Genomic DNA, 26331 nt, shown 5'->3' on the forward strand with positions numbered 1-26331 from the left:
TCGTACGTCGTGGACATCAAGCCCGTCGACCCGACCAGCGACCTCGCCCTGCGTGCCTCCTACGACGTCGAGCGCCGCGCGATGCTCGTGGGGCGCGAGGACGCACCGCACTGGTCGTGGCCCGAGATGGCGTCGATGTGGCGCCACGACGACGTGGGCGAGAAGAAGGTGCTGCTCGGGGGGTGGGAGGACGGCCGGATGGTCGGCGGGGCCGTCTACTTCGCTCCCCTGCTCGACAACCTCGAGAAGGCCTGGGTGGGCGTGTGCGTCGACCCCGACGCCCAGGGCCGCGGTCTGGGGCGGCAGCTGCTCGAGGCCGTGGAGCACCTGGCCCTCGCCGACGGGCGCACCGTCCTGCTCGCCGAGACCAAGCTGCCCTTCGACCAGGTGTCCACGCACCGCAACCGTCGCTTCGCCGAGGCGGCCGACTACTCCTTCTCCAACGTCGAGGTCGTGCGTCACCTCGCGCTGCCGGTGCCGGTGACCGACCTGGAGCGCTGGTCGGCGCAGGCGGCGGTCAAGCACGAGGGCTTCCGCATCGAGACCTACCGCGACCGGATCCCCGATGAGCTGCTCGAGTCGTTCGTGGCGATCTTCGGCCTGCTCGCGGTCGACGCCCCGACCGGCGAGACCGACTGGGAGGAGGAGGTGATGACGCCCGAGCGGTTCCGCGACAACGAGCAGATGCTCCTCGACGGCGGGCGCCGGATGTGGTGCGCGGTGGCCCTCGCCCCCGACGGCACCGTCGCGGCCTACTCCACGATCGCGGTGCCGCCCGCCGGTGGTCGCACCGACGCCTCGCAGTGGGGCACCTTCGTGGGCCGCGAGCACCGCGGCCGGCGGCTCGGGATGGCGGTCAAGGCCGCCAACCTGCGCGCGGTGCAGGAGGCCCACCCCGAGATCCGACGGGTGGTCACCCAGAACGCCGAGACCAACGACTGGATGGTCGCGATCAACGAGGAGATGGGGTTCGAGGCCGTGGAGGCCTCCGTCGAGATGGTCAGGCGGGTCTGAAGGAGACCGGCTCCCCCGGCCTGAGCTGCGCGACCAGCGCCAGGTCGTCGTGCCGCACCACCGCCACCATCGGGTAGCCGCCGGTGACCGGGTGGTCGGCGAGCAGCACCACGGGACGACCGTCGGGCGGCACCTGCACCGCGCCGAGCACCATGCCCTCGCTGGCCAGCTCGCGCTCGTCGACCCGCACCAGCGGCTCCCCCTCGAGCCGCAGCCCGACCCGGTCCGAGGCCGCACCGACGACGTACGCCGTGGCGCACAGCCGCTCCAGGGTGCCGGCCGCGAACCGGTCGAGCCGTGGGCCGGGGTCGACGCGCAGCGGTCCGCTCCGCTCCCGCCCCGGTACGTCGACCGCTGCGGGCGGCCCCGCGACCGCACCCACCGGCAGGTGCAGACCGGCGACGACCCGGGGCGGTCCGACCCACGCCAACGTGTCGGTCGAGCGGGACCCGAGCACGGGGTCGGGCGCCCAGCCCCCGCCGACCGCGAGGTAGGACCGCACGCCGGAGGTCGCCGGGCCCAGTCGCAGCTCCGCCCCCGCGGGGACCCACTCCGCCCGGCCGTGGCCGCGTGCCGAGCCGCCGACCGTCACGGCGCACCGGGCGCCGGTGACGGCGACCCAGCGGGCTGCGCCGGCACGCAGGGTGACCCCACCGAGCGTGACCTCGAGGACCGCCGTACCGGCTGCGTCGCCGACCAGCCGACCCGCGAGCGCGGCGGCCGGAGGATCGAGCGGGCCGGCCCGGGGCACCCCGAGGTGGGCGAGGCCGAGACGACCGTCGTCCTGAACGGTCACCAACCCCGGCGCGTCGAGCACCTCCCAGTCCGTCGTGGTCGTCGACGTCATCGCGGCACGAACCTGACCCGGGTACCGGGTGCGAGCAGCGCCGGCCGGGCGCGCTCGGGGTCCCACAGCCTCACGTCGGCACGGCCGAGCAGCCGCCACCCACCTGGCGAGGCGGTCGGGTAGACCCCGCACCACGCGCCGGCCAGCCCGACCGACCCGGCCGGCACCCGCGAGCGCGGGGTGTCCAGGCGCGGGACGGCGAGCGCGTCGGGCAGGCCGGCCAGGTAGGCGAACCCGGGAGCGAACCCGCAGAACGCCGACACGAACGTCAGCGCCGCGTGCTGCTCGACCACCCCGGCCCGGTCGGTCCCCCACCGCGCGGCGACGTCGTCGAGGTCGGGTCCGTCGTACGTCGTGGGCACCTCGACCAACGGGCCGTCCTCGACGCCCGAGCCGGGCACCCAGGCGGCGAGCGTCCGCTCCAGCGCGTCCCGGTCGGCCACCCCGTCGAACAGCACCGTCCGCGCCGCCGGCACCACCTCGACCGCCCGCACCCCGACCGATCGGGCCCACGACGCCAACGCGAGCGCGGCCCGCGCGTCGGCGACCTCGGCCAGGAACGCCGACGGGCCGACCGGGACGAGTCGGACGGGCCCGGACCTCGCGACCCCGGGCTTCACGACCCCGGGCCTCCCAGCCCCTCGAGCCGCCACCCGGCGGTCTCGAGGGCGGTGCGGACGGCGCGGGCGTGCGCGACCGCGCCCGGGGTGTCGCCGTGCACGCAGACGGAGTGCACGCTCGGCGCGAGCCCGACCGCGTGCGCGGCGATCGCGGCACTGTCGTCGAGGACCGCCCCCGGCCGGCCCCGCGGGACCAGGCGGCCGTCGGCGGCGTACGCGCGATCGGGGAAGCCCTCCAGGAACACCGTCCGCCCGGCACCGGCGGCCTGGTCGAGCAGCTCGCCCGGCATCCCGAGCACGGGCAGGCCGCCGGAGCCGGCGAGCACCGCAGCCGCCTGCTCCTCGTCGTCGAGCACGCGGTGGTAGAGCGCCCCGTGGGGCTTGAGGTAGCGCACCGAGGTGCCGGCGGCGCGCGCGATCTCGTCGAGGACGCCGACCTGGTGGGCGACCTGCTCGCGCAGGATCTCGTAGGCCACGTCGACGGCGACCCGACCGAAGTTCGGGCGGTCGGCGTAGGACACCTGGGCGCCGACCGTCACCCCGCGCCCGACCGCGCCGTCGCACACCGCGCGCATGATCGCCGGCGACCCCGCGTGGTAGCCGCACGCGACGTTGGCGCTGGTGACGACGTCGAGCAGCGCGTCGTCGTCGGTGACCTCCTCGCCGAGGTCGGCGTTGAGGTCGATCGACCGACCGGTCACAGCCCCTTGCCCTGGAACACCTCGACGGTGTCGTAGCCCAGGCCCTCGTAGAGCGCCCGGGCGCCGTGGTTGTAGCCGAACACGTTGAGGCCCAGCGCGTGCGACCCGTGCCGACGGGCCCACAGCGCCCCGGCCCGCATCAGTCCCGCGCCGTAGCCCCGACGGCGGTGCCCCTCGTCGACGTGCACGTCGTAGACGAACGCCATCGGCCGCTCGGTCCCGATCCACAGCGTGCCGACCTGCTCACCGGCGACGCGGCCGACGAAGAACTGGTGGTGCTCGGTGTCCAGGCCGTCGGGGAGGAGCTCGGCGTGCTGCTGCCTCGAGATCTCCAGGGCCCGCTCGGGCGACTCCCCCGACTTGGCCCGGGCCTCGGCGTAGGCCTCGACCTCGTCGGCCTCCCACACGTCGTACGCCGCCTGGTCCATCGGCACGAGCGCCACGACCTCCTCGGCCGGCAGGTCGCGCGCCAGGTCGAGGCGCATCTGGACCGCCGCGGTCTCGTAGCCCCCACCCGCGACGAACGCCTCGGTCGTGGGGTCCCCGGGGAAGACGCCGACGGTGAGCCGGGCGGCGCCGGCCGCCGCGGCCCTGGCCTCGACCGCCTCGCGCACGCCGACCGCGTGGGCGGGGTCGGTCAGCCGCAGGTGCAGGACCGCGCGGTCGTCGCCCTGCTCGACCAGCCACACCCGACCCACGGTCGCGTCGGCGTCGGCGTCGGCGTCGCGCGCGTCGAGGACCTCGGCGCGCTCGCGGACCCGAGCGGCCATCGCCTGCGCCGCCTCCCGGGCCCGCCCCTCGTCGGCCTGCTCGCCCAGGAAGCGGCGGGCGACGAGGTGCTCGACGAGGTCGTCGTACGACGGATCGGTCACGGGGGTCAGCACGAGGTCCACGAGCCTGATCCTTCCATCTGGAGGACCCGACCCGTCGTCGCGCGTCGCGTGCCGTGGAACCTGAGGTCATCAGCATCTCGTTGACTGGGTAGAGGGACCTACAGCCAGGAGAGTCAGTGGACACCGACGGAGACTTCTCCGCCTACGCAACCGCTCGCTGGGGTGCGCTCGTGCGGTCCGGTGTCGTCCTGGGCTGCACCGTCGACGAAGCCCACGACCTGGCCCAGACGACACTGCTGCGGTGCTACACCGCGTGGCGCAGGGTGCAACGCGTCGAGGACCGCGACGCCTACGTCTACCGCATCCTCCTCAACTGTCACCGCGACAGCCGGCGGCGCAGGTGGTGGGGCGAACGACCCACCGAGTTCCTCCCCGATCAGCCGGTCCCCGACGCCACCGTCGAGGTGGACGTCACCGACTCGGTACGACGTGCCCTCGCCGACCTGAGCCCGCCCAACCGGGAGGCCGTCGTCCTGCGCTACTACGCGAACCTCACCGAGGCCCAGATCGCCCACACCCTCGGCATCGCCCCCGGCACCGTCAAGAGCCGCCTGTCGCGAGCCGTCGCGCAGCTCGCGACCAGCAGCCACCTCATCGAAGGACCCCCGACATGACCGACGAGCGACCGTCCACGCTGGAAGAGCTCGACGCCCTGCGCCTGGGCCCCGCACCGGTCCGAGACCTGCTCGCGGCCGGGCACCACATCAAGCGTCGCCGCCGAGCCGTTCTCGCCAGCGTGGCTGTCGCCGCGGTCGTCGTCGCTGGCGTCTCTGTCGCGACTGCCGGCACCCCGAGCCCGGACCACAGGATCGATACGGCCGACCAGCCCGACGCACCGGACCTCGAGCCGTTCCCCGACCCGCCCGGCGGAACCAAGTGGGTAGGCGCCAGCGGGGTGGTCGTGGCCGTCCCCCATGACTGGTTCGTCGTCGAGTCCGCCTGCCGCATCAGCACGCTCCTGACGAACGTCGTCAGCATCAGGACCAACCCGCACCAGACCGACCCGAACGATCGTTGCGAGGACCGCATCGAGGCGGAGGCCGTGGTCACCTTCGCCCCCTACGACGAGGCCGACCGCAACCGGGACGACTCACTGCTGTGCAAGGACTCGATCCCGTCGGTCTGTTACGCCAGCGCCCCGTTCCCGGACCAGCACGTGACGATCCGCTTCCGTATCGCGGGGGTCGACGCCGCAGACGAGATCGCGCGTATCCGAGCCTCCGCCATGGCGCTACCCGATGACTGGACCACGGTCCCGTTCGGTGGTGAGTACCGCCTGACCAAGCGCCGGGCCGTGCTGGGTCAGGCGGGGTTCGAGGTCGACGACTCGCGGGTTCTCGACACCCCCGACCAACCCGTCAGCTCCGAGCCCGAGTCCGGCAGCCCGGTCCGTGACGGCGGGACCATCACCCTCTCCCCCGTGTCGCGAGACCCCGAGCCGCACGACCTCACCGTGGTCGTGCACACCCTGGGATACAACAACCAGGGACTCCCGACCGGAGTGGCGTCCTGGGATGCAGTTGCTGAGACCGTCACGTTCCGACCGCGCACGCCGGACCGGTGTCCACCCGTCGGCACCGCCACCCGTGACGGATCGTCGGTCAGTCTCTCCATCGAGAGACCGAAGGCCGGCTGCGGGGCCATCCCCGAGCAGGCGTCCCTCATCATCAGCGGACTGACCGAGGCACCCATCGAGCTCACCGTCACCGAGGAGGGCCAGACGCAGACCGTCCCGGTGCTCGACGACGTGACCACCGATGACACGTCGGGAGCTGGGCGGTGAGCTCGGTGGTGAGCTGCACGACGTGACGACGCTCAGGAGCCCAGCGCGGCGACGACTCGATCTCGGAGCAGCTGGAACGGCTGCTCGCCTGCCGAGGAGGGGCTACGAGGCGTCGTCACGCGGCGCTGGTTGACCAGTGACTCACCAGGACCGAACTGGTCGCGCGTCAGGTCGATCTCGACCTCACCGGAGATCACGTTCCAGTAGTGGACGCCCTCGATCCGACCCTCGAACTCGACGTCGGCCACCATCAGGTCGCCACCGAGCAGGCTTTGGACCAGCAGTGCGGTCGTTGCGCACTGACCTCGTGACGGCCGACCATCACCGCGAGCCATGTAGTCGGCAGTGGCGAAGGAGGTGTCAGGCCCCCAGGACGAGCGCACCACAGCTTCGATCTCTGCCAAGGTCCGTGTCGTCATGCGTCCTATCCTCCCGCAGGGTCGGTGGCCGTCCTCGAGGTCTGGCTGACGACCGACGTCCCACCTCGGTCGCGCAGGTAGTGGTTGCCGTGGGGGTCGGTCCACAGGAAGAGTCGGGTGTCGAGGCGTCGGTAGGTCCACCCGGTGTGGGTCTTGAGGCGGTGGTGATGTCGGCAGAGAGGGGCGAGGTTGTGGGTGCAGGTCGCCCCGCCTTGGCCGGGTTCGGTCGACCAGGCGTCGATGTGGTCGCAGTCGCAGCGTCGCGAGGGGCGGGTGCAGAAGGGGAACACGCAGGTGGGATGCAGGAGCTGGGTCTGCTCACGCAGCCGGTCGGGGATGGCGTAGGACTCGGTGTACAGGTCCTCAGCCAGGTCGATGACCGGCTTCACCACGACGTGGGTGTCGGTGCGGGCCAGCCACTGCTGGACCTGGGTGGTGAGCATCGCGTGGCGGGTGGTGTCGTTGAGGGCGACGGGGTCCAGGCCGAGCAGTCCCAGGTCGGTCAGGTGCAGGTAGAGCACGGCCTGCTTGGCGGGCGCAGGCGCGTCGGTACCGGCGAGCAGCGCCAACGCCTGGGCGGGGTCGGCGAGGACCCCGAGTGCGCGGGCGCGGCGTACGTCGAGGTCGTCCTCGTCGCCAGCGGCCTTGAGTGCGGCAGCGACGTGGGTGACGGCTTGGTGGAGGTCGTGGAGGTCCTTCCAGTCCCCGCGGGCGTAGAGCTCTGCGGTCCCGTCGGGCTGAGCGTCACCGTGGAAGCGGACCTCGTGGGACTCGGTGGCGCAGGCCTGGTCGGCCTCACGGGCCTCGGCGTGCAGCAGCATCATCGCCCGGTCCACGACCTGGTCCAGGGTGACGGTGCCGATGGTCCCCACGACCGGGGCGACCTGGTCATCGACGTAGGCCACCACGTCAGCCGGGGCGGCCAGCACAGCCTCAGCGACCCGACGTGCCCGCCAGGCCGGGACCTCACCGCAGGTCACACGCACCCAGGTCCGGGGCAGGCGGTGGTGCAGGATCAACGCGTCACGGATCAGGCGTTTGCCGGCGGCGGTGGACATCTTGTTGGCCGCAGCGAACGCAGCCGGGGCATCCCAGGCCACCGGCGGGATCCCGCACCACTCGACCAGCTCCTCAGCAGCCGGGTCGGTGGGGTCCAGGGCCAGGGCGATCCCATCGACCTCGCTGTAGGGCACCCCGGTAGCCGACGTGATCTGCCACCCCTCACCACCCTCGAGGACCGGGTGGGCGTGGGCCCACTCCACGGCCAGCTCCATGATCCGGGCTTCGGCGGCCTCGGCCGCAGCGCGGGCACGGCGGACCTCGTCGAGCAGCAACGCCGGGGTCACGGCGGTGTCGGCGAGGGCGGCGGGCATGCACCCAGTCTACTAGAACACATGTTCGAATCAAGTCCCTTTCGCGGCGCTGTGGACAAGCCGTGAGCTCACACGGCTGACGGCTCGGCCCGTCTCGGCAGTGACGTCTCAGCCCCGACGGCCCGAGAGGGTGCCGGCCGGTGAACCGTCGCTTCCCGCGTCCGGCTCGTGACCTCGGCTCCAGGGCAGACCGCCCCCGCCGCGAGGCGGCGGGTCCGCCGAGCACACCCGACCCGTCTCCGGGGCGTCCCCCGGTCGGCCCCGGCCGCCGACCGGGACGACCCAGGCCGGTGGATACGGTCACGACATGACCGATCCCGCCTCCAGCACCACGGCCGAGACTCCCGCCGGCCCCCCGGTCGCAGCCCGCCGCCCCGTCACCACCGAGCACCACGGCCGCACCCGTACCGACGACTTCGACTGGCTGCGCGACAAGGAGTCGCCCGAGGTCCTGGCGCACCTCGAGGCCGAGAACGCCTGGACCGAGCAGCGCACCGCCCACCTCGCCGCGCTGCGCGACGCGGTCTTCGGCGAGATCAAGGCCCGCACCCGCGAGACCGACCTGTCGGTGCCGACGCGCGTGCGCGAGCACTGGTACTACGGCCGGTCCTTCGAGGGCCGCGAGTACGGCGCCAGCTGCCGCGTCCCCGTGCGCGGCCCCGACGACTGGACGCCCCCGCGCCCGGCCGAGGACGCGACGCCCGACCAGCCCGCCCTGCCCGGCGAGGAGGTGCTGCTCGACCTCGACGTGCTCGCCCGGGGCCACGACTTCTTCTCGCTCGGCGGCTCGACGATCACCCCCGACGGCACCCTGCTGGCCTACGCGGTCGACGTCGTCGGCGACGAGCGCTACACGATCCGGTTCAAGGACCTGGCGTCGGGCGACCTGCTCGACGACGTCATCGAGGGCACCCTCGGCGGCGGCACCTGGGACCGGTCCGGCGAGCACCTCTACTACACGACCGTCGACGAGTCCTGGCGCGCCGACAAGGTCTGGCGGCACCGCCTCGGCACGACCCAGGCCGACGACGAGCTGGTCTTCCACGAGACCGACGGCCGCTTCTGGGTCGGCTGCGGGCGCACCCGCAGCGACCGGTTCCTCGTGGTCGCCTCCGGCTCCAAGACGACCAGTGAGTACCACGTGCTCGACGCCGACGCCCCCGAGCTCGGCCTGCGCGTCTTCGCCCCCCGCGAGGAGGGCGTGGAGTACTCCGTCGAGCACGCCGTCCTGGCCGGCGAGGACCGCTTCCTGGTCCTGCACAACGCCACCGGACCCGACTTCGAGCTGGCCGTGACGCCGGCCGAGCCGACCCCCCGGGCGCAGTGGGTCGCCCTCCTGCCCCACGACCCCGCCATCCGCCTCGAGGACGTCGACGCGTTCGCCGGGCACCTCGTGGTCCACCAGCGCAGCAACGGGCTCACCCAGCTGCGCATCCTCGAGCTCGACCCCGAGTCCCCCACCGGGGTCGGCGACTACCTCGTCGAGTTCGACGAGGAGGTCTACACCGTCGGCTCGGGGGCGAACCCGCGCTTCGACCAGCCCACCGTGCGCCTGGGCTACGTCACGATGGCCGTGCCGTCCTCGGTCTACGACTACGACGTCCGCACCCGCGAGCTGACCCTGCTCAAGCAGGCGCCGGTCCTCGGCGGCTACGACCGCGAGGACTACGAGGAGCACCGGCTCTGGGCCACCTCGGCCGACGGCGAGCAGGTCCCGATCTCGCTCGTCGTACGCCGTGACGCGCGGGCCGGCGGGCAGCCCGTGCCGCTGCACCTCTACGCCTACGGCGCCTACGAGCTGTCGACGGACCCGTCGTTCTCGATCGCCCGGCTCTCGCTCCTCGACCGGGGAGCGGCGTTCGCGATCGCCCACGTGCGCGGGGGCGGCGAGCTCGGCCGCCGCTGGTACGACGACGGCAAGCTGGCCCACAAGCAGCACACGTTCGACGACTTCGTCGCCTGCGCACGACACCTGGTCGAGTCCGGGTGGACCACCGCCGACCGGCTGGTCGGCGAGGGCGGCAGCGCCGGCGGCCTGCTCATCGGCGCCGTCGCCAACCAGGCTCCCGAGGCGTTCGCCGGCCTCGTGGCGCAGGTGCCGTTCGTCGACCCGCTCACCTCGATGCTCGACGCGACCCTGCCCCTGACGGTCACCGAGTACGACGAGTGGGGCAACCCCGAGGCCGACGCCGACGCCTACGACGCGATCGCGGCCTACTCGCCCTACGACAACGTCGGCGCCCACCCCTACCCGCGGATCCTCGCCGAGACGTCGCTGCACGACACCCGGGTTCTCTACGTCGAGCCCGCCAAGTGGGTCGCCCGGCTGCGCGCCGTCGGCGTCGACGCCGACGTCCTGCTCAAGATCGAGATGTCCGCCGGGCACGGTGGTGTGTCCGGTCGCTACCAGGCCTGGAAGGACCGGGCCTTCACCCTGGCGTGGATCCTCGACGTGCTGGGCCTGGCCGAGGTGTCCCCCACCTGAGAGCCACCCGCGCTCCTCAGGCGCACCTCGGTGCGGAAATCGGTGCGGATATTGAGAAGTGCCTGAGATCTGGCCCGTCCGGCAACTCTCGAGCCATCCGAAGCGTCGTTGCTTTCGAAGGCCTCATACGCAGCGTGAAGATGCGCAGCGTGAAGCCTTCCGGGTGATGTGGGAATCCACCTTCCCGGACGACTGTTGAACCAGACGTGGACGCAAGGTCGGCCACGAGACTGAAGGAGGGTCCCCCATGGCAACCAGGACCGCAACACGGGTCACCCGCGAGATCGAGGGGCGCGACAGCGTCGGACTCTACCTCGACGAGATCGCCCGCAACCCCCTGCTCGACGCTGCCATGGAGGTCGAGCTCTCCCGGACGATCGAGGCCGGCCTGATGGCCGAGGCCCTCCTCGCCGAGGGTCGTGTGGGACGCAAGAAGGGCGGCGCGCCGATGCGCGCCACCCAGGAGGAGCTCGAGTGGCTCGCCGAGGAGGGCCGCAAGGCCGTCGACACCTTCATCACCGCCAACCTGCGGCTCGTCGTCTCGATCGCCCGCAAGTACGGCCGGGCGCAGATGCCGATGCTCGACCTCATCCAGGAGGGCAACACCGGCCTGATCCGCGCGGTCGAGAAGTTCGACTACACCAAGGGCTACAAGTTCTCGACCTACGCGACGTGGTGGGTGCGCCAGGCGATCACCCGCGGCATCGCCCAGCAGGCCCGCGTGGTGCGACTGCCCGTGCACGTGGTCGAGGAGCTCAACCAGGTCGGCGGCGCCCGCCGCACCCTCGAGCGTCAGCTCGGGCGCGACCCCGACCCGACCGAGATCGCTGCCGAGCTCGGCATGGAGGTCGAGCGGGTGCTCGACCTGATGGCCTGGGGTCGCGAGCACGTCAGCCTCGACACCCCCGTCGACGAGGACGGTGACACCTCGCTGGGCGACCTGATGGCCCAGGAGACCGCTCCCTCGCCCGACCTGACGGTCCTCGACACCGAGTCCCGCGACCGGCTCAACGCACTGGTCGGCTCGCTCGACGAGCGCGCCGCCGACATCATCCGCTCGCGCTACGGCCTGGTCGACGGGCGCCAGCACAAGCTCGCCGACATCGGTGCCAAGCACGGCATCTCCGCCGAGCGGGTGCGCCAGCTCGAGCGCGAGGCGCTGCAGAAGCTGCGTCGCCTCGGCGACCCCGACCTGGCGGCCTGACCCGACCCCCGTACGACGAGAGCCCCACCGCAGTCGCGGTGGGGCTCTCGTGCGTCCTGGGGCCGGTCTCCCTAGGCTCAGACCGTGCGGATCGAGCCCGACGACCTGACCAGCGCCGCCGTCGTGGCGTTCCTCGAGGCGCATGTCGCCCAGCTGCGGGCGACCTCGCCGCCCGGCTCCAGCCACGCGCTCGACCTCGCCGGGCTCCGGGCCCGCGACGTGTCGTTCTGGTCGGCGTACGACGGTGGCGACCTGGTGGGGTGCGTCGCGCTCAAGCGCCTCACGGGTCCGCCCGACGGCCATGCCGAGCTGAAGTCGATGCGCACGGCGCCCGACCGGCTCGGGCAGGGCATCGGGGCGCGGCTGCTGACCTTCGCCCTCGAGCAGGCGCGCGACGCGGGGTTCACCCGGGTCAGCCTCGAGACCGGCAGCCAGGACTTCTTCGCCCCGGCCCATCGGCTCTACGCCCGGCACGACTTCGTCGCGTGCGAGCCCTTCGCGGGCTACCGGCCCGACCCGTCGAGCCGGTTCATGACCAGGACGCTCTGACGTTCCCCCGACCCTGCCGCCTCACCCGCGGTCGGAGGTGAGCTCGGCGAAGACCTGCTCGACCCGCTCGCGCAGCTGCTCACGGGAGCCGGCGTTGTCGATGACGTGGGTCGCGATGGCCAGGCGCTGCTCACGCGTCGCCTGCGAGGCGATCCGCGACTCGGCGTCCTCGCGGGTCCAGCCGCGGTCCCGGAGCATCCGCTCGATCCGCAGGTCGTCGGGCCCGTCGACCACGATCACGGCGTCGAAGCCGTCGGCCCGACCGGACTCGGCCAGCAGGGGGATGTCGTGGACCACCAGGTCGTCGGGCCCGGTGGCGCTCTCGAGCTCGGCGTACCGCTCGAAGACGAGGGGGTGCACGATCGCCTCGAGACGCCGGCGCTGCTCGGGATCGTTGAACACCAGCTGACCGAGCCGCGGCCGGTCGAGGTCGCCGTCGGGAGTCAGGATCTCGGCACCGAAGGCCGCCACCACCCGCTCCAAGCCGGGCGTGCCCTTCTCGACCACCTCGCGGGCGAGCACGTCACCGTCGATGATCGTGGCCCCCAGCTCACGCAGGATGTCGGCCACCGAGCTCTTGCCCGAGGCGACGCCTCCGGTCAGTCCCACGCGCACGCAGCGAGCCTAGTCGCCGCCCCCGCCCCCGCCGCCGTCTCCCCCGCCGCCACCGCTGTCGCCGCCCCCGCCTCCGCTGTCGCCGCCCCCGCCGTCGAGCCAGCCACCTCCGTCGTCGCCTCCGCCGTGGTGGCGCGGGCCGTCGTCGGCCCCGGTGTACGCCGCCCCGCCGGCATCGACGTAGCCGCTGTCCGACGACGCGCGCCGGGCGCGCGGCGCGGCCGTACGGGCACCACGCCAGGCGCCGAACGCCAGCACGACGACGACCAGCGCGAGGACGGTGAGCAGGATCGGCATCATGCGTGCCTCCTGCCCGTCCGGGGCCGGGTCATGCCTGGTTCAGCCGCCGAGGCTGACGCCGACCCTCGGGTCCGACACCGGGGCGCCGAGGGCGGCCTCGGCCGTGGCCCGGCACATCTCGTCCCACGGGGTGGGGGCCAGCCCGAGCTCGCGCTCGGAGAGGCTCGAGTCGAGCACGTAGGGGCGCTGGAACTGGTAGACGGTCTCACGCATCTCGCGGAAGAACCCCACGAAGAGACCCCCCACCGCCAGGATGCCGCGGGGCCAGACCCGCACCGCGACGGGCTCGCGTCCGGCGGCCCGGCAGACGTCCGAGACCGCCTGGGCCTGGGAGACCGCGGGGTTGGTGGGCGCGTGCCAGACCCGGCCGTGGGTCTCGGGCCGGCCGGCGACGGCGACCATCGTGCGGGCCATGTCACGCACGTCGGTGTAGGAGTGCGGCAGGTCGGCCGCTCCGAAGACCCGCACCGCCTTGCCGGCCAGCGCCGCGGGGGCGACCACGGCCACGTGGGACATCGTGACGCCGGGCCCCATGAAGTCCGAGCCCCGCACCTCGACAGCACGCAGGCGTCCGGCCTCGTGGGCCTCGCGCGCCTCGGCCCACATCGTCGCGCGCAGGCGGCCCTTGGTACCGGTGGCGAGATCGGGCTGTCCCTCGACCATCGGGGCCCGGGTCGGACCGTAGCCGTAGAGGCAGGACGCCGTGACGAGCACCGCCCCGGTCCGCTCGGCGGCAGCGAGCAGCGCCTGGGCGATCGGCGGCCACCAGGTCGACCACACGTCGTACGACGGCGGGTTGACGCAGTTGTAGATCGCGGCCGCCCCGTCGGTGAGCGCAGTGAGCGCGGCGGCGTCGGAGACGTCGAGCGCCACCCGGCGGACGCCCTCGACGCCCTGGCCGCTCCCCGACCGACTGACCAGGACCACCTCGTGCCCCTGGTCGACCAGCTCCCGCGCCGTCGCCATGCCCACCGGACCAGCTCCCACCACCACGTGCTTGCTCATGATCTTCTCCTTCAGGTCATTGGGAGAGCACCGCTCTCGTTTTGACGAGCATGCCATCGTGAGACGAAAGATACAAGAGCAGTGCTCTCTTTTGTTGCCACCGCTCTCCGCCCGAGGCAGGATCACCCCATGCCCACCGCACCCCGCACCGCCCGGGCCGCCGCCCGGGCCGAGCTGACCCAGGCCATCCTCGACAACGCAGCGAGCCAGCTGGCCGAGATCGGCCCGGCCGCCCTGTCCGTGCGGGCCGTCGCGCGCGACCTGGGCATGGCGTCGTCGGCCGTCTACCGCTACTTCCCCAGCCGCGACGCGCTGCTCACGGCCCTGATCGTCCAGGCCTACGACGACCTCGGCGCCACGGTCGAGGAGGCCGGCGCCTCGGTGCGTCGGGGAGACCTGCGTGGTCGGTTCCGCGCGATGGCCCAGGCCCTGCGCACGTGGGCCGTCGAGCACCCGCACCAGTACGCGCTCACCTACGGCTCCCCCGTTCCCGGGTACGCCGCCCCCGACGACACCGTCGTCCCCGCGACCCGGGTGTCCGTCGCCCTGCTCGAGCTGGTCCGCGACGCCCAGCAGGCCGGACGCCGTCCCCGCGGCCCCGAGCGCGTCTCGGCCGCCGAGAAGGCCGCCCTGGCGCCGGTGCTGGCCTTCGTCGACCCGCCGCTGAGCCCGGCGTACGGCGTGCGCGGCCTGATGGCCTGGTCGACGTTGTTCGGCCACATCTCGCTCGAGCTCTTCGGTCACATGTACCGCGGCGTCCTCGACTACGACGTCCACTACGCCACCGTGGTCGACCAGCTGGCGGCCGATCTCGGCCTCACGTGAGGCCCTTGCCCCTGCGCGAGGGCGACCGGGTGGCGCTCCTGGTGCCGCCGACCACGGCCTACCTCGACGCGGTGCTGTCGTTGCTCGCGCGCGGGATCGTGCCCATCCCGCTCGACCCGAGACTCACCGGGCCCGAGCGCGATCGCATCCTCACCCCGCTCGACCCGACGGTCGTGGTCACCGACGCCGCCGGTCTGGCCGCCGTCACCACGCCCGACCGGGGCGTCCCGCGCGCCCGACCGATGCACTGCACGAGCGGCACCACGGGCACGCCGAAGGGCGTGTGGAGCGGGCTGCTCCCACCCGCGCAGGCCGAGGCACTGGTGGCCGAGGAGCGCGACCTGTGGGGCTTTCGCGCCGACGACGTCAACCTCGTGCTGAGTCCGCTCTACCACTCGGCGCCGCTGCGGTTCGCGATGGGAACGGTGCTCGCCGGTGGCCGCGTCGTGCTCCCCGGCACCTTCGACCCGGCCCGGGTCACCGAGGCCATCGGCCGCGAGCGGCCGACCACCATGTTCTGCGTGCCGACCCACCTGCAGCGGCTCTTCGCCCACTGGGACGAGGTCGGAGTGCCGGACCTGTCGTGCTTCCGGCTGGTGGCGCACGCCGGCGCGCCGTGTCCCGTCGACGTCAAGCGGCGACTCCTCGCCGAGTTCCCCGCCGGCTCGACGTGGGAGTTCTACGGCTCGACCGAGGGCCAGTTCACGGCCTGCCGCAGTGAGGAGTGGCTGGAGCGGCCCGGCACCGTGGGCCGCGCCCGCCCGGGGCGCACCCTGTCGACGGACGCCGACGGCACGATCTGGTGCGTGGTGCCGCCCCACGCACGGTTCACCTACTTCCGAGAGCCGGGGCTGACCGCCGACGCCTGGCGCGGCACGGGCGAGGACCGCGCGTTCACGGTGGGCGACCTGGGCCGCCTCGACGGCGACGGCTACCTCTACCTGGACGGGCGGCGCGAGGACCTCGTGATCAGCGGGGGCGTCAACGTCTATCCCCTGGAGGTCGAGCTGGTGCTCGCCGAGCACCCCGGGGTCACCGACGTCGCGGTCTACGGCGTCGAGGACCCCGACTGGGGCCAGCGGGTGTGCGCCGCGGTGGTCGGCTCGGCCACCACGGCCGACCTGACGGCGTACGCGCGGGAGCGGCTGGCCCCGCCCAAGCGGCCCAAGACCTGGGTGTTCCTCGACGAGCTGCCCCGGACGCTGACTGGGAAAGTGTTGCGCGACCGGCTGCCGTAGTCGTCATCCTGCGGTGGTCTCGAGGCTCGTCGCCGGGGCTCCTCGCACCTCGACCGACGTGGGGCCGGGAGCTCAGCAGGCGAACTGGCGGCGGTAGACCTGGGGGCTGACCCCGCGCACCCGGGTGAAGTGGTGGCGCAGGGTGGCGGCGTTGCCGAACCCGACCTCGGCCGCGATCTGGTCGACCGAGTTGTCGGTGCGCTCGAGCATCTCCTCGGCCAGCTGGAGCCGCTGGGCCGTCACCCACGAGTGCGGGGTGGTGCCGGTCTCGTCGCGGAAGCGGCGCGCGAAGGTGCGCGGCGACATGTGGGCCTTGCGGGCCAGGCTCTCGACGTCGAGGTTGTCGGCGAGGTGCTCGGCGGCCCAGGTGAGGACGGCGCCGAGGGTCTCGGCCTGGTAGTCGACGACCTGGCGGGCGATGAACTGGGCCTGGCCGCCGTCACGGTGGGGCGGGACCACGATGCGGCGCGCGGTGGTCGCGGCCACCCGGGCGCCGAAGGTCTGGCGCAGCAGGTGGAGCGAGGCGTCGATGCCGGCGGCCGACCCGGCCCCGGTCAGCACGTTGTCGTCGTGGCAGTAGAGGACGTCGGGACGCACCACCGCCTTCGGGTAGCGCGCGGCCATCCGGTCGGTGTAGCGCCAGTGGGTGGTGCACTCGCGCCCGTCGAGGAGTCCGGCCTCGCCGAGCAGGAACGCGGCGCTGCAGTGGGCGTAGACCACGGCGCCCCGCTCGTAGGCGGCCCGGGCCACGTCGAGCACCCGGGGGTCGAAGTCGAGGAAGTCGTAGCGCGGCGCGAAGCAGACCAGGTCGGCATCGTCGGCCGTGTCGAGCCCCCGCTCGACGAACAGGTCGTAGTCGGAGCGCCCGCGCACCCGGCCGGGGGTAGGCGTGCAGACCTGGAAGTCGAAGACCGGGTTGTCGTCCTCGGGGTGGTAGGGCTCGCCCCACACCTCGACGAGCGAGCCGAGCCCGAACGGCTCGGCCCCGTCCTGGACCACGACGGCGACCTTGTGCATGCCGTGACCCTACGGGATCGATGGCAGAAAATCGACTAACCCCGTCATTACTGCCACTGGTCGACGGTTCTGACCAAGCGGATAGTGAGGGACATGACCTTCCTCCTCGTCCTCGCCGTCCTGGCCGTCGCCGGCATCGTCGGCAGCCTGCGCTGCCTCTTCTACGACGGGCCCGCTCGCCCGCCCCGCTCCCACCGGATCGACCCCGACTTCGTGGCCCCCGCCGCACGGGCGACGTACGGGTCGTTCGACCGTGCCGCCTGATCCCTCGCGCTCGTCGCACGACGAAGGCCCGGCCCCCTCACGGGGACCGGGCCTTCGTCGTCGTACGTCGATCAGGTGCTGCTCAGGTGGGGCAGGCGATCAGGCCTGGCCGCCGGTGAGCTTCTCGCGCAGCGCCTGCAGGGCCTCGTCGGAGGCGAGCGAACCGCCGTCGCCCTCGCCCTCCTCGACCTCGCCGACGGAGGAGTACGACGTGGCCTCGCTGGCCTCGGCGTCGGCGGTCTTGGCGTCGGCCTGCTGCTTGACGTGGGCCTCCCAGCGAGCGTGCGCCTTGGCGTACTGCTCCTCCCACACCGCGCGCTGGTCGTCGAAGCCCTCGAGCCACTCGCCGGTCTCGGAGTCGAAGCCGTCGGGGTAGACGTAGTTGCCCTGGTCGTCGTAGGTCGCCGCCATGCCGTAGAGCGTGGGGTCGAACTCCTCGACGTCGGAGGCGGTCGCGGTCTCGTTGGCCTGCTTGAGCGACAGCGAGATCCGGCGACGCTCGAGGTCGATGTCGATGATCTTGACCATGACGTCGTCGTTGACCTGGACGACCTGCTCGGGGATCTCCACGTGGCGCTCGGCCAGCTCGGAGATGTGCACCAGGCCCTCGATGCCCTCCTCGACGCGGACGAACGAGCCGAAGGGCACCAGCTTGGTGACCTTGCCCGGCACGATCTGACCGATCTGGTGGGTGCGGGCGAAGTGCTGCCAGGGGTCCTCCTGGGTCGCCTTCAGCGACAGCGAGACGCGCTCGCGGTCCATGTCGACGTCGAGCACCTCGACGGTGACCTCGTCGCCGACCGTGACGACCTCGGACGGGTGGTCGATGTGCTTCCAGGACAGCTCGGAGACGTGGACCAGACCGTCGACGCCGCCGAGGTCGACGAACGCACCGAAGTTGACGATCGAGGACACGACACCCTTGCGGATCTGGCCCTTCTGGAGCTGGGTGAGGAAGCCGTGGCGGACCTCGGACTGGGTCTGCTCGAGCCAGGCACGGCGCGACAGGACCACGTTGTTGCGGTTCTTGTCGAGCTCGATGATCTTGGCCTCGAGGACCTGGCCCACGTAGGGCTGCAGGTCGCGCACGCGGCGCATCTCGACCAGCGAGGCGGGCAGGAAGCCGCGCAGGCCGATGTCGATGATGAGGCCGCCCTTGACGACCTCGATGACGGTGCCCTCGACGACGCCGTCCTCTTCCTTGACCTGCTCGATGGTGCCCCAGGCGCGCTCGTACTGGGCGCGCTTCTTGGACAGGATCAGGCGGCCTTCCTTGTCCTCCTTCTGGAGGACCAGGGCCTCGACCAGGTCGCCGACGGAGACGACCTCGGAGGGGTCGACGTCGTGCTTGATCGAGAGCTCGCGCGAGGGGATGACACCCTCGGTCTTGTAGCCGATGTCGAGCAGGACCTCGTCGCGGTCGACCTTGACGATGGTGCCCTCGACGATGTCGCCATCGTTGAAGTACTTGATCGTCAGGTCGATGGCCGCCAGGAAGTCGGCCTCGGAGCCGATGTCGTTGATCGCGACCTGGGGCGCGTCGTAGTCGTGGAGAGAAGCAAAGGTAGTCAAGGGGATGGGTTTCCTCGGGGGTGGACAGAAGTCGTGTGGGCACGCCGGAGATCCGGTTCCACTACCGAGACGAGCCGGTCGGTGACCAGCGAGGGCGATAGCGAGCCGAGGGCCACTCCGTACGGGACGACGGCAGACCTCTGGCGCAGTGTGTGACTCTACGCGCCGGGTACGACGGTGTCGAAACTTCGCACCATGGCGCGCAGCAGGTCGTCGGCCCGCTCGGCGACCGGGTTGGCCCCGCGCCGGGCCGCGAGGTCGACCAGCGCCCACAGGTCGGCGGCCCGGGCCAGGGCGCGGGCCTCGCCCGGCGGCGTACCGCGGCGCTCGTGGTAGGCCGCCAGGACGGCGTCCGCGTAGGGCTGCCAGGGCCCGTCGCCCTCGAAGCGGAGCACGTTGCCCAGGTCGGTGAAGGGGTGGCCGGCGTGGGCGAACTCCCAGTCGAGCAGCGCGGTGACCTCGAGGGTCGTGGGGTCCAGCAGCAGGTTCTTGGGGTTGAGGTCGCTGTGCACCAGGCAGGTGCGCGCGACGGTGTCGAGCAGCTCCTGGGCGTCGGCGGCCAGGTCCCCCAGCGCCGCCTTCTCGTCGTAGGACCAGTGCGCGAGGGCCGGGAGGTGCGTCTCCACCCACCCCGGCAGGCCGTCGGGGAGGTCCCACGGCTCGATCGCCAGGTCGGGCCCGACGAACCTTCCGGGACGCACGAGCGGCATCCCGCCCAGGGTGGCGACCAGGTCGCCGACCTGCCGGCCGACCGCGACCAGCCCCGCGTCGTCGAGATCGGGAAGCAGCAGGTCGCCGCGCACGCCGGGCAGGAACGACGTCACCAGCAGCGCCGGCATCCCGCCCACGGCGGGGCGCACCTCGAGCACCTCGGCCACCGGCACCAGCCCCCGCACCAGGCGCAGGAGCGCCGCGTCGACCGCGGCGCGGTCGGGGTCGCGGACGTGGATGCGCACGACCTGGCGCTCGGCCGCGCTCCCCTCCCCCACCCGGGCCACGAAGGTCTCGCCCGACCAGCCGCCCTCGAGCGGCTCCAGCGACGCGAAGTCGGTCACCGTGCGGACCCGCGGGCAAGGACGAGGAGACCGGCGACTCGCATCCCGCGATGCTAGCCCTGGACACGGCAGCCCTGGATACGGTGCTGCCATGGCCCCCCGCAGCACCGCCGAGCTCGGGCTCGTGACCGCGTCGTGAGCGTTCCCGACCCGCTGGCGCCCGACTCGCGACATCACGCCCCGCTCCCGGACTCGACCCGGTCGCAGCGTCGCGAGGTCGACGAGGAGGAGTCCCGGCGCGCCAACGGCCCCGACTGGGACGCCTACGCCGACGAGTACCAGGCGACCCACGGCGCGTTCCTCGGCGACGCCGGGTTCGTCTGGGGTCCCGAGGGGCTGACCGAGGCCGAGGCACGCGTGCTGGGCGACGTCGCCGGCAAGGACGTGCTCGAGGTCGGCTCGGGTGCCGGGCAGTGCTCGCGCTGGGTCCGGACCCGGGGCGGTCGCGCCGTGGGGCTGGACCTGTCGTGGCGTCAGCTGCAGCACTCCCGCCGCATCGACGACGACACCGGGGTGGTGGTCCCCTCGGTCCAGGGCACCGCCACCGACCTGCCCTTCGCCGACGCGACGTACGACGTCGTCTTCTGCAGCTTCGGGGCGCTGCAGTTCGTCAGCGACATCGAGCTCGCGGTGGCCGAGGCCGCCCGCGTGCTGCGCCCGGGCGGTCGCTTCGCGTTCTCCATCACCCACCCCACGCGCTGGGCGTTCGCCGACGACCCCTCCGAGGCCGGCCTGGTCGCGAGCCAGTCCTACTGGGACCGCACGCCGTACGTCGAGTTCGACTCCGACACCGGCCGGGTGTCCTACGTCGAGCACCACCGCACGCTCGGCGACTGGGTGGCGCTGCTGGCGGGTGCGGGGTTCCGGCTCCACACGCTGCTGGAGCCCGAGTGGCCCGAGGGTCACGACCGGGTCTGGGGCGGCTGGTCGGCCGTGCGCGGCAAGTACCTGCCGGGCACGGCCGTCCTCGCCGCAGACCGGGGCTGACCCCCCAGCTCAGCCCACCGGGTGGGACAGGTCAGGCAGGGACGGGCTCGCGGCGCCGGGCGCCGGGCACGTCGACCTCCTCGCGACGGCGGGCCAGGACCGCCAGCACCGCGCCGGCCAGGATGAGGAGGAGACCGGCGATGATGCCGATCAGCGGGATCGTCCGGGTGATCAGGGTGAGGCTGGCGATGTTGTCGTCGGCGTCGTCCACGCTGGTCTGGACCTGCTTGTCGGTGAACTGGGCCTTGAGGTCGAGGACCTGGGTGCCGTCGGCGAGGTAGCGCTGCTGGTCCTGGATCTGCTGCACCACCGCCCCGGTCTTGGGCTCGACGTAGATGTCGACCGTCTGGCTGTAGGTGCCCTCGGTGCCCTCGGTCACCTCGGCCGGCTGGTCCTTGATGACCACCTGGTAGTGGTAGGTGGGCAGTCCCTTGAGGTCGACGGCCTCGACGAACTTCGCGGGCCACGCCTTCCCGGTCGCCCCGTCCCAGTAGGGGTAGTCGCGCTTCTTGCTGTCGAACGGGAACTTGTTGACCAAGCCCACGTGGTCGACCGCGCCGTCGATGTAGCCCTTGCTGGGGACGCCCTCGGCGGTCACCCGGTCGGTGGTGAACCGGTCGATCCCGATGTCGACCACCCGGGGGTCGGTGTCGGCGCCCTGCTCGGTCGGGGGTCCGCAGTCGGGGATGTCCCCCTGGTCGGAGAAGACCACGCACTGGGTGTTGACGAAGGCCACCACCTTGTCGTCGGAGACCTTGCTGTCGGTCTGGGTCAGGCTGTAGATCTTGATCGGTCGTGGCGCGCTGAGCTCGCCGGTCGCGGCGTCGAGCTTGGCGGCCGTCCCCTCGAGACGGGTCGTGGTGTCGACGTCCACCGGCGTCTGCTTGACCCGACCGGGGGCCCAGATGGCGGCGACGAGACCGATGGCGAGCAGTGCTGCACCCAATCCGAACAACACGAATCCAAGAGCTTTGCGCACGAGCTTCCCCTCCCAAGGACAGACCCCCCTTCGGGGTGGTCGAGGTCACAGTAGAACGCGTTCTACGTGAATGGTGTCTTTTGTCACACTTTGACGCAATGGCGTGTCGGGGGTGTGCCGGCCACGCAGGCCCCGTGATAAGGCGCGCGCATCTCCGGGGGGTCGCTCAGGAGCGGAGCGAACGTGCGCTGAACAGGGCCCGTACCCGGCGTGAACGCGACGTCTGCGCGTCGAGGCGGCGGACCTCGGTCTCGACCAGGCTCCAGTAGGCGTCCGCCGCGTGCGGGTCCAGCTCGTCGGCGGAGTAGATCCGCCGATCGGCCTCGAGCGCCAGGGCCACCGTCCCGTCGAGCGCCGCGGCCTGGGTCGGGCGGGCCGCGGCCGGGACGTCGAACCCGAGGTCGCGGGCGTGGTCGACGAGCTCGTCCCAGGCGCCGGCGTACCGCGCGCTCACCCCCGCCGCGCGCCGGCGTCGGCGGCGGCGCAGCCACTTGGCGCCGGGGACGCCCCCCGCCAGCACGAGCACGAGCGGGACTGCGAGGAGCCACCAGGGGCGGCTGCGCTGCGTGGACCCGGAGTCGCTCGCCTGGTCGTCGGCGTCCTTCGGGTCGGTCCGGGGCGGCGGCTTCGGCTGCTCCGACAGCGGGTCGTACGTCGGGTCGGGCGCGACGCCCGACCCGATCCGGTCGGGTGGACGTCGCGACATGAACACGTCGGTGTCGAGCGTGCGCCAGGTGCCGTCGTCGGCCCGCAGCTCCACCCACGCGGTCACGTCGGAGCCGCGCACCACGCCGCTCTCGGGCAGGACCGCCCCGACCACGACGCGGGCGGGCACCCGCATCCGGTTGGCCAGGACCGCCATCGCCGCGGCGTACTGCTCCTCGTCGCCCACCGGCGGCGAGTCGAGCAGGAAGCCCTCGGCCAGCCGGTTCATGTCGTGACCGGCGCGGTACCTCCGCTCCCACGGCTCGGCGCCGTGGCTGTAGCGCCCCACCGAGCGGATGCCGGCCGCCACCTTGAACACGGCGTCCATCGGCGTCAGGGCCGTCTTCTCCCGCTTCCAGTAGGTGATGACCTTGTCGACGCGGGCGCCGGCGCGGTAGAGGTCGTCGTCGAGGAGCGGCGACTCGGTCATCCGGGGCGTCGCGCTCAGCTCGGTGTCGTGGGTGGTGAAGGAGTAGCGCACGTCGCGCCCCAGGCCGTCGGGCAATAGCGCCGTCTGGGTGGCCGGGTCGTAGCGCAGGTCGTCACGCAGGCCGGGATCGGGTTCCTCGACGGTGAAGGAGTCGACGGCGCCGACGGTCGGCACCCAGGCCCGGTCCCAGTCCTTGGTCACCTGGACGGTGACCGTCCGCTCGGGGCCGCGGGCCGGGTTGTCGGTCGTCGACGACACGTGCAGGAACCGGTCGTCGGTGCGGGCCGGGTCGGTGTCGTTGTCGGCCGACCAGGTCCGGCCGTCGTAGCGGTCGAGCGCGGCGAACCGGAGCCGGGTCCCGGCCGGCGCACCGTCGACGACCAGCAGCCGCCGGTTGCTGCGGACCAGCTCGCGGAAGTCGGTCAACGGCGTGCGCAGCGCCGAGACGGCATAGGGCCGGGCCTGCTCGCGCAGCGTGAACCGGTCCGGGTCGGCGCCACCGCTCCCGACGCCGTCACCGACCACACGGAACGCGACCCCGGCGCAGACGGCCACGACCAGTGCGCCGACGACCGAGCGACGCCACCGGCCCGGGTCGGGTCCCAGCCGCTCGTCCTCGAGCCGCAGCGCGCGGACCCGGACCCAGACCAGGGACAGCACACCGGTCCCGGCCCCGAGCCCGAGCAGCGACGCGGTCTCGCGCTGACCGACGAGGAGGACGACGGCCAGGGCCGCGGCGAACGGGAGCAGCGGGGCCACCGGGCGGCGCGAGCCGAGCGCGAGCGAGGTGGAGAAGCCGGCACCGACCAGCGCCGTGATGATGGGGGGCAGCAGGGCCGGGCCGGTGGCGTCGACCGGCGGGTGCGTGGTGAGCAGCAGCTGCCAGATCTCGCCGGTCCCGACGAGCCCGTCGGTGAAGGTGTCCCAGCCCTCGAGGGCGAGGGTGCCGCGCGACAACGGTCCGGCGACGACGACGTAGCCGACCACCAGCGCCAGCCCGACGAGCTCACCGCCGCCACCGAGGTCACGGACGATCACGGCCACCGACACCGCCAGGACCACGGCGACCAGGCCGGCGACCCACCACCCGGACCCGGCGTACGTCGACCGCCAGCCGAGCAGCACGACGCCGCTGGTGAGCAGGGCCATGACCACGTCGACCCCGACCCCGACCCCGACGCCGGCTCGGGTCCGCTCTCCCTGGGCGCTCACGGGACGCTCACCGGGCGCTCACCGGGCGCTCACCTGGCGCTCACCTGGCGCTCACGGTGCGTCCGCGAACGCGCCGTCCGCCAGGACACCGGGCAGCTCCACCAGCCGGCGTACCCGCGCCATCCGCAGGGTCCCCTGGCCGACCTCGCCGGGCGGCTCGTCGAGGGCCTCACCGGGCAGCCGCCCGGTCGTCAGGCCGAGGAACCGGACGTCGTCGGCGAAGACCGAGCGGCAGGCACCGAGCCGCGCGGGGTCGGCGTGCACGCCGGACACCAGCACGAGCTGGCTCGACTGCGGGGCCGACCGGTGGGCGGCCACCGTGCTCTCCTGCAGGTCGTCGGGCCCGAGCACGGCGCGGCAGCTGACGTCGAGCACCGCGTCCACGGACTCCGCGGCGAGGTCGGGCCCGCACGAGAAGGTGACGGCGTACCCCTCCTCGTCGAGGCGCACGACGACCGACGCCGCGATCGACAGGGCCAGCTCGAAGTCCTGGGCGCGGGGGTAGGCGGCCTGGTGGCGGTCGACGACGACGACCACGCTGCTGCGTCGGGTGTCGTGGTACTGGCGGACGTGGAGCACGCCGGCGCGGGCCGAGGAGCGCCAGTGCACGTGCCTCAGGTCGTCACCGGGGACGTACTCGCGCAGGGCGTGGAAGGCCAGGTCGCTCATCGACACCCGCTCGCTGGGGCTGCCGTCGTGGTCGGGCACGTGGCCGGGGGCGATCGACTCGATCTCGATCGTGCGCGGGCGCACCGCGAGGTCGGCGACGCCCGACCACCGGGTGTGGCGCACGAACAGTCCGAGCGGGTCGGTGCGCCGCGAGCCCACCGGCCCGACCTCCACGATCCCGCGCTCGGTGGCGGGCAGGACGATCTGCTGCTCGTGCGTCTGCCCACTGCGCAGCACCGGCAGGCGGACCAGGGTGCGGTCCTCCCGGTCGGCGCGGCGTACCGGGACGCTGACCACCCGGTGCCGCAGGGGCCGGCGGCCCCGGCTGGTCACGCGCAGGACCGCGCGTCCGGGGCGCCCGGCGACCGTCGACGGGGGCCGGAGCTCCAGTCGGGTCTCGACGCGGGCCCGGTCGAGCAGCAGCACCGCCCCGGACAGCAGGACGAGCGCGCAGAGCACCGCGACCAGGCGCAGCTCGACGTAGCCACCCCCGACCCCGGCCACCCCCGACACCACGCCCAGGCCGATGACGGTCCACCCGGTGGTCGTCACGGCAGCACCCACCGTCGCGCTCAGCGTCGAGCGCAGGGAGCCGAGTCGCTCACGCACGGTCGCGAGGCGGTGGGACGTCGCGCAGGAGTCGGTCGATGACGTCGTCGACCCGGACGCCGCCGTAGTGGGCGCGGGAGTCGAGGAGCAGCCGGTGGCAGAGCACCGGGTGGGCCAGGTCGTGGACGTCCTGCGGCACGACGGCGGTCCGGCCGGCGGCGGCGGCCCACACCTTGGCGACCCGGACCAGGGCCAGGCAGCCACGGGCCGAGAGCCCGAGCTTGACGTGCTCGGCCTCCCGCGACTGCTCGGCCAGCTCCCGGACGTAACGCACGATCGACCGGTCGACGTGGACCTCGGCGGCCTGCGCCGCCATCGTCGTGACGTCCCGGCCGGTCAGCACGGGGGTGACCAGGGCGGCGCGGTCGCGGACCCCGGCGTCCATCAGGAGCTGCTCGGTCGCCTCGGCGTTGGGGTGCCCCACGGAGGTCTTCATCAGGAACCGGTCGAGCTGGGCCTCCGGCAGCTGGTAGGTACCGGCCTGCTCGATGGGGTTCTGGGTCGCGATGACCATGAACGGCAGCGGCACGTCGTGGGTGGTCCCGTCGACGGTGACGTGCCCCTCCTCCATGACCTCGAGCAGCGCCGACTGCGTCTTGGGCGAGGCCCGGTTGATCTCGTCGGCCAGCACGATGTCGTGGAAGATCGGGCCCTGGTGGAACTCGAAGGTCCCCCGCTGCTGGTCGTAGACGGTGACACCGGTGACGTCGGTGGGCAGCAGGTCCGGGGTGAACTGGATCCGCGCGTGCGTGCCCTCGACGGAGTTGGCCAACGCCCGCGCCAGCATGGTCTTGCCGGTCCCGGGGAGGTCCTCAAGCAGGAGGTGGCCCTCGGCGAGCAGGCAGGTGACGGCCAGGCGGACGACCCGGTCCTTGCCGAGGAGCGCGCGCCCCATGGTATCGACGACGTCGGTGAAGACGCGCTCGAACTGCGCGGCGCGGTCGGAGCTGAGCGTCACCGT

At 72.9% G+C, this 26331-nt stretch carries 26 protein-coding genes; 10 read left to right on the forward strand and 16 right to left on the reverse strand.

Going from position 1 to position 26331, the window contains the following annotated elements:
• Nucleotides 1–9 precede the first annotated feature (9 nt).
• Nucleotides 10–1014 (forward strand): GNAT family N-acetyltransferase, encoded by a 1005-nt coding sequence (locus FJQ56_RS12825; protein ID WP_140009971.1) that lies wholly within the window; start codon nt 10–12, stop codon nt 1012–1014.
• Here FJQ56_RS12825 and FJQ56_RS12830 read toward each other — a convergent pair.
• The 4 genes from FJQ56_RS12830 to FJQ56_RS12845 are packed head-to-tail and all read right to left on the reverse strand — an operon-like array spanning nt 1001 to nt 4075.
• Entirely contained in the window at nt 1001–1861 is an 861-nt protein-coding gene (locus FJQ56_RS12830; RefSeq protein ID WP_140009972.1) for a 5-oxoprolinase subunit C family protein, read from the reverse strand. The genes FJQ56_RS12825 and FJQ56_RS12830 overlap by 14 nt on opposite strands.
• Nucleotides 1858–2481, reverse strand: a complete 624-nt coding sequence (locus FJQ56_RS12835) for a 5-oxoprolinase subunit B family protein (RefSeq protein WP_140009973.1) — start codon at nt 2479–2481, stop codon at nt 1858–1860. Before FJQ56_RS12835 ends, FJQ56_RS12830 begins: the two co-directional genes overlap by 4 nt.
• Complete coding sequence (locus FJQ56_RS12840; protein ID WP_140009974.1) at nt 2478–3182, reverse strand: 5-oxoprolinase subunit PxpA; 705 nt, start codon at nt 3180–3182, stop codon at nt 2478–2480. Before FJQ56_RS12840 ends, FJQ56_RS12835 begins: the two co-directional genes overlap by 4 nt.
• Nucleotides 3179–4075: a GNAT family N-acetyltransferase gene (locus FJQ56_RS12845; RefSeq protein ID WP_140009975.1), complete on the reverse strand. Its 897-nt coding sequence runs from the start codon at nt 4073–4075 to the stop codon at nt 3179–3181. Before FJQ56_RS12845 ends, FJQ56_RS12840 begins: the two co-directional genes overlap by 4 nt.
• Nucleotides 4076–4191: 116 nt before the next feature.
• Between FJQ56_RS12845 and FJQ56_RS12850 the strand changes: the two genes are divergently transcribed.
• Together FJQ56_RS12850 and FJQ56_RS12855 are read left to right on the forward strand one after the other, a co-directional pair.
• Nucleotides 4192–4689 (forward strand): SigE family RNA polymerase sigma factor, encoded by a 498-nt coding sequence (locus FJQ56_RS12850; RefSeq protein ID WP_140009976.1) that lies wholly within the window; start codon nt 4192–4194, stop codon nt 4687–4689.
• Nucleotides 4686–5858 carry a hypothetical protein gene (locus FJQ56_RS12855; protein ID WP_140009977.1) on the forward strand — a complete coding sequence of 391 codons (1173 nt, stop codon included), beginning with the start codon at nt 4686–4688 and terminating at the stop codon, nt 5856–5858. Before FJQ56_RS12850 ends, FJQ56_RS12855 begins: the two co-directional genes overlap by 4 nt.
• A 32-nt stretch (nt 5859–5890) precedes the next feature.
• Here the strand turns inward: FJQ56_RS12855 and FJQ56_RS12860 are convergent, their stop codons facing one another.
• Together FJQ56_RS12860 and FJQ56_RS12865 are read right to left on the reverse strand one after the other, a co-directional pair.
• Nucleotides 5891–6277 carry a YunG family protein gene (locus FJQ56_RS12860; RefSeq protein ID WP_140009978.1) on the reverse strand — a complete coding sequence of 129 codons (387 nt, stop codon included), beginning with the start codon at nt 6275–6277 and terminating at the stop codon, nt 5891–5893.
• 5 nt (nt 6278–6282) lie between these two features.
• A complete protein-coding gene (locus tag FJQ56_RS12865; protein WP_140009979.1) occupies nt 6283–7650 on the reverse strand; it encodes an HNH endonuclease signature motif containing protein in 1368 nt (455 codons plus the stop codon).
• Nucleotides 7651–7957: 307 nt separating this feature from the next.
• On the opposite strand from FJQ56_RS12865, the gene FJQ56_RS12870 reads away from it, so the two are divergent.
• The 3 genes from FJQ56_RS12870 to FJQ56_RS12880 all read left to right on the forward strand — a co-directional run bounded on the left by FJQ56_RS12870 (nt 7958) and on the right by FJQ56_RS12880 (nt 11888).
• On the forward strand, nt 7958–10135 hold the full coding sequence (locus FJQ56_RS12870) for a S9 family peptidase (protein WP_140009980.1): 2178 nt from the start codon (nt 7958–7960) through the stop codon (nt 10133–10135).
• 247 nt (nt 10136–10382) lie between these two features.
• Nucleotides 10383–11339 carry a sigma-70 family RNA polymerase sigma factor gene (locus FJQ56_RS12875; RefSeq protein ID WP_140009981.1) on the forward strand — a complete coding sequence of 319 codons (957 nt, stop codon included), beginning with the start codon at nt 10383–10385 and terminating at the stop codon, nt 11337–11339.
• A gap of 84 nt (nt 11340–11423) precedes the next feature.
• Nucleotides 11424–11888, forward strand: a complete 465-nt coding sequence (locus tag FJQ56_RS12880) for a GNAT family N-acetyltransferase (RefSeq protein ID WP_140009982.1) — start codon at nt 11424–11426, stop codon at nt 11886–11888.
• Nucleotides 11889–11909: 21 nt separating this feature from the next.
• Here the strand turns inward: FJQ56_RS12880 and coaE are convergent, their stop codons facing one another.
• Genes coaE through FJQ56_RS12895 form a run of 3 tightly spaced genes read right to left on the reverse strand, consistent with a single transcriptional unit; the run spans nt 11910 to nt 13808 of the window.
• Nucleotides 11910–12503 carry a dephospho-CoA kinase gene (coaE, locus tag FJQ56_RS12885; protein WP_140009983.1) on the reverse strand — a complete coding sequence of 198 codons (594 nt, stop codon included), beginning with the start codon at nt 12501–12503 and terminating at the stop codon, nt 11910–11912.
• Between the two features lie 9 nt (nt 12504–12512).
• Nucleotides 12513–12803 (reverse strand): hypothetical protein, encoded by a 291-nt coding sequence (locus FJQ56_RS22455; RefSeq protein ID WP_211350995.1) that lies wholly within the window; start codon nt 12801–12803, stop codon nt 12513–12515.
• A 39-nt stretch (nt 12804–12842) separates the two neighbouring features.
• Nucleotides 12843–13808 carry an NAD-dependent epimerase/dehydratase family protein gene (locus tag FJQ56_RS12895; protein ID WP_140009984.1) on the reverse strand — a complete coding sequence of 322 codons (966 nt, stop codon included), beginning with the start codon at nt 13806–13808 and terminating at the stop codon, nt 12843–12845.
• 129 nt (nt 13809–13937) lie between these two features.
• Between FJQ56_RS12895 and FJQ56_RS12900 the strand changes: the two genes are divergently transcribed.
• A complete protein-coding gene (locus FJQ56_RS12900; protein WP_140009985.1) occupies nt 13938–14633 on the forward strand; it encodes a TetR/AcrR family transcriptional regulator in 696 nt (231 codons plus the stop codon).
• The gene (locus FJQ56_RS12905; protein WP_140009986.1) at nt 14630–15871 is read left to right on the forward strand and encodes a class I adenylate-forming enzyme family protein; all 1242 of its coding nucleotides are present in this window, start codon (nt 14630–14632) and stop codon (nt 15869–15871) included. The genes FJQ56_RS12900 and FJQ56_RS12905 overlap by 4 nt, the downstream gene beginning before the upstream one ends.
• A gap of 72 nt (nt 15872–15943) precedes the next feature.
• Here the strand turns inward: FJQ56_RS12905 and FJQ56_RS12910 are convergent, their stop codons facing one another.
• Complete coding sequence (locus tag FJQ56_RS12910; RefSeq protein WP_140009987.1) at nt 15944–16888, reverse strand: GlxA family transcriptional regulator; 945 nt, start codon at nt 16886–16888, stop codon at nt 15944–15946.
• Between the two features lie 93 nt (nt 16889–16981).
• On the opposite strand from FJQ56_RS12910, the gene FJQ56_RS22180 reads away from it, so the two are divergent.
• Nucleotides 16982–17152: a hypothetical protein gene (locus FJQ56_RS22180; protein WP_170215397.1), complete on the forward strand. Its 171-nt coding sequence runs from the start codon at nt 16982–16984 to the stop codon at nt 17150–17152.
• A 99-nt stretch (nt 17153–17251) separates the two neighbouring features.
• Here the strand turns inward: FJQ56_RS22180 and rpsA are convergent, their stop codons facing one another.
• A complete protein-coding gene (rpsA, locus tag FJQ56_RS12915) occupies nt 17252–18724 on the reverse strand; it encodes a 30S ribosomal protein S1 (protein WP_211350997.1) in 1473 nt (490 codons plus the stop codon).
• 158 nt (nt 18725–18882) lie between these two features.
• Complete coding sequence (locus FJQ56_RS12920; RefSeq protein WP_246084139.1) at nt 18883–19779, reverse strand: phosphotransferase family protein; 897 nt, start codon at nt 19777–19779, stop codon at nt 18883–18885.
• A gap of 135 nt (nt 19780–19914) precedes the next feature.
• Here FJQ56_RS12920 and FJQ56_RS12925 point away from each other — a divergent pair, with 135 nt between their 5' ends.
• The gene (locus tag FJQ56_RS12925) at nt 19915–20766 is read left to right on the forward strand and encodes a class I SAM-dependent methyltransferase (protein WP_342776455.1); all 852 of its coding nucleotides are present in this window, start codon (nt 19915–19917) and stop codon (nt 20764–20766) included.
• Between the two features lie 31 nt (nt 20767–20797).
• On the opposite strand, the gene pgfA is transcribed toward FJQ56_RS12925, so the two are convergent.
• From pgfA to FJQ56_RS12945, 4 genes are all read right to left on the reverse strand, one after another.
• The gene (gene pgfA, locus FJQ56_RS12930; protein WP_140009989.1) at nt 20798–21745 is read right to left on the reverse strand and encodes a cell envelope lipid trafficking protein PgfA; all 948 of its coding nucleotides are present in this window, start codon (nt 21743–21745) and stop codon (nt 20798–20800) included.
• 166 nt (nt 21746–21911) lie between these two features.
• Nucleotides 21912–24092 carry a transglutaminase TgpA family protein gene (locus tag FJQ56_RS12935; RefSeq protein WP_140009990.1) on the reverse strand — a complete coding sequence of 727 codons (2181 nt, stop codon included), beginning with the start codon at nt 24090–24092 and terminating at the stop codon, nt 21912–21914.
• A gap of 51 nt (nt 24093–24143) precedes the next feature.
• Nucleotides 24144–25370, reverse strand: coding sequence for a DUF58 domain-containing protein (locus tag FJQ56_RS12940; RefSeq protein WP_140009991.1), 1227 nt, complete (start codon nt 25368–25370; stop codon nt 24144–24146).
• Entirely contained in the window at nt 25363–26328 is a 966-nt protein-coding gene (locus FJQ56_RS12945) for an AAA family ATPase (protein WP_140009992.1), read from the reverse strand. The genes FJQ56_RS12940 and FJQ56_RS12945 overlap by 8 nt, the downstream gene beginning before the upstream one ends.
• Nucleotides 26329–26331: the final 3 nt, after the last annotated feature.

This window comes from Nocardioides plantarum (assembly GCF_006346395.1).
In the GTDB taxonomy this organism is placed as follows: domain Bacteria; phylum Actinomycetota; class Actinomycetes; order Propionibacteriales; family Nocardioidaceae; genus Nocardioides; species Nocardioides plantarum.

What these genes read in the sequence shown, in the direction of transcription:
- FJQ56_RS12830 (WP_140009972.1), bottom strand. Translation starts at nt 1,861, where the DNA reads ATGACGTCGACGACCACGACGGACTGGGAGGTGCTCGACGCGCCGGGG.
- FJQ56_RS12855 (WP_140009977.1), top strand. Translation starts at nt 4,686, where the DNA reads ATGACCGACGAGCGACCGTCCACGCTGGAAGAGCTCGACGCCCTGCGC.
- FJQ56_RS12860 (WP_140009978.1), bottom strand. Translation starts at nt 6,277, where the DNA reads ATGACGACACGGACCTTGGCAGAGATCGAAGCTGTGGTGCGCTCGTCC.
- FJQ56_RS12865 (WP_140009979.1), bottom strand. Translation starts at nt 7,650, where the DNA reads ATGCCCGCCGCCCTCGCCGACACCGCCGTGACCCCGGCGTTGCTGCTC.
- FJQ56_RS12870 (WP_140009980.1), top strand. Translation starts at nt 7,958, where the DNA reads ATGACCGATCCCGCCTCCAGCACCACGGCCGAGACTCCCGCCGGCCCC.
- FJQ56_RS12875 (WP_140009981.1), top strand. Translation starts at nt 10,383, where the DNA reads ATGGCAACCAGGACCGCAACACGGGTCACCCGCGAGATCGAGGGGCGC.
- FJQ56_RS22455 (WP_211350995.1), bottom strand. Translation starts at nt 12,803, where the DNA reads ATGATGCCGATCCTGCTCACCGTCCTCGCGCTGGTCGTCGTCGTGCTG.
- FJQ56_RS12895 (WP_140009984.1), bottom strand. Translation starts at nt 13,808, where the DNA reads ATGAGCAAGCACGTGGTGGTGGGAGCTGGTCCGGTGGGCATGGCGACG.
- FJQ56_RS12900 (WP_140009985.1), top strand. Translation starts at nt 13,938, where the DNA reads ATGCCCACCGCACCCCGCACCGCCCGGGCCGCCGCCCGGGCCGAGCTG.
- FJQ56_RS12910 (WP_140009987.1), bottom strand. Translation starts at nt 16,888, where the DNA reads ATGCACAAGGTCGCCGTCGTGGTCCAGGACGGGGCCGAGCCGTTCGGG.
- FJQ56_RS22180 (WP_170215397.1), top strand. Translation starts at nt 16,982, where the DNA reads ATGACCTTCCTCCTCGTCCTCGCCGTCCTGGCCGTCGCCGGCATCGTC.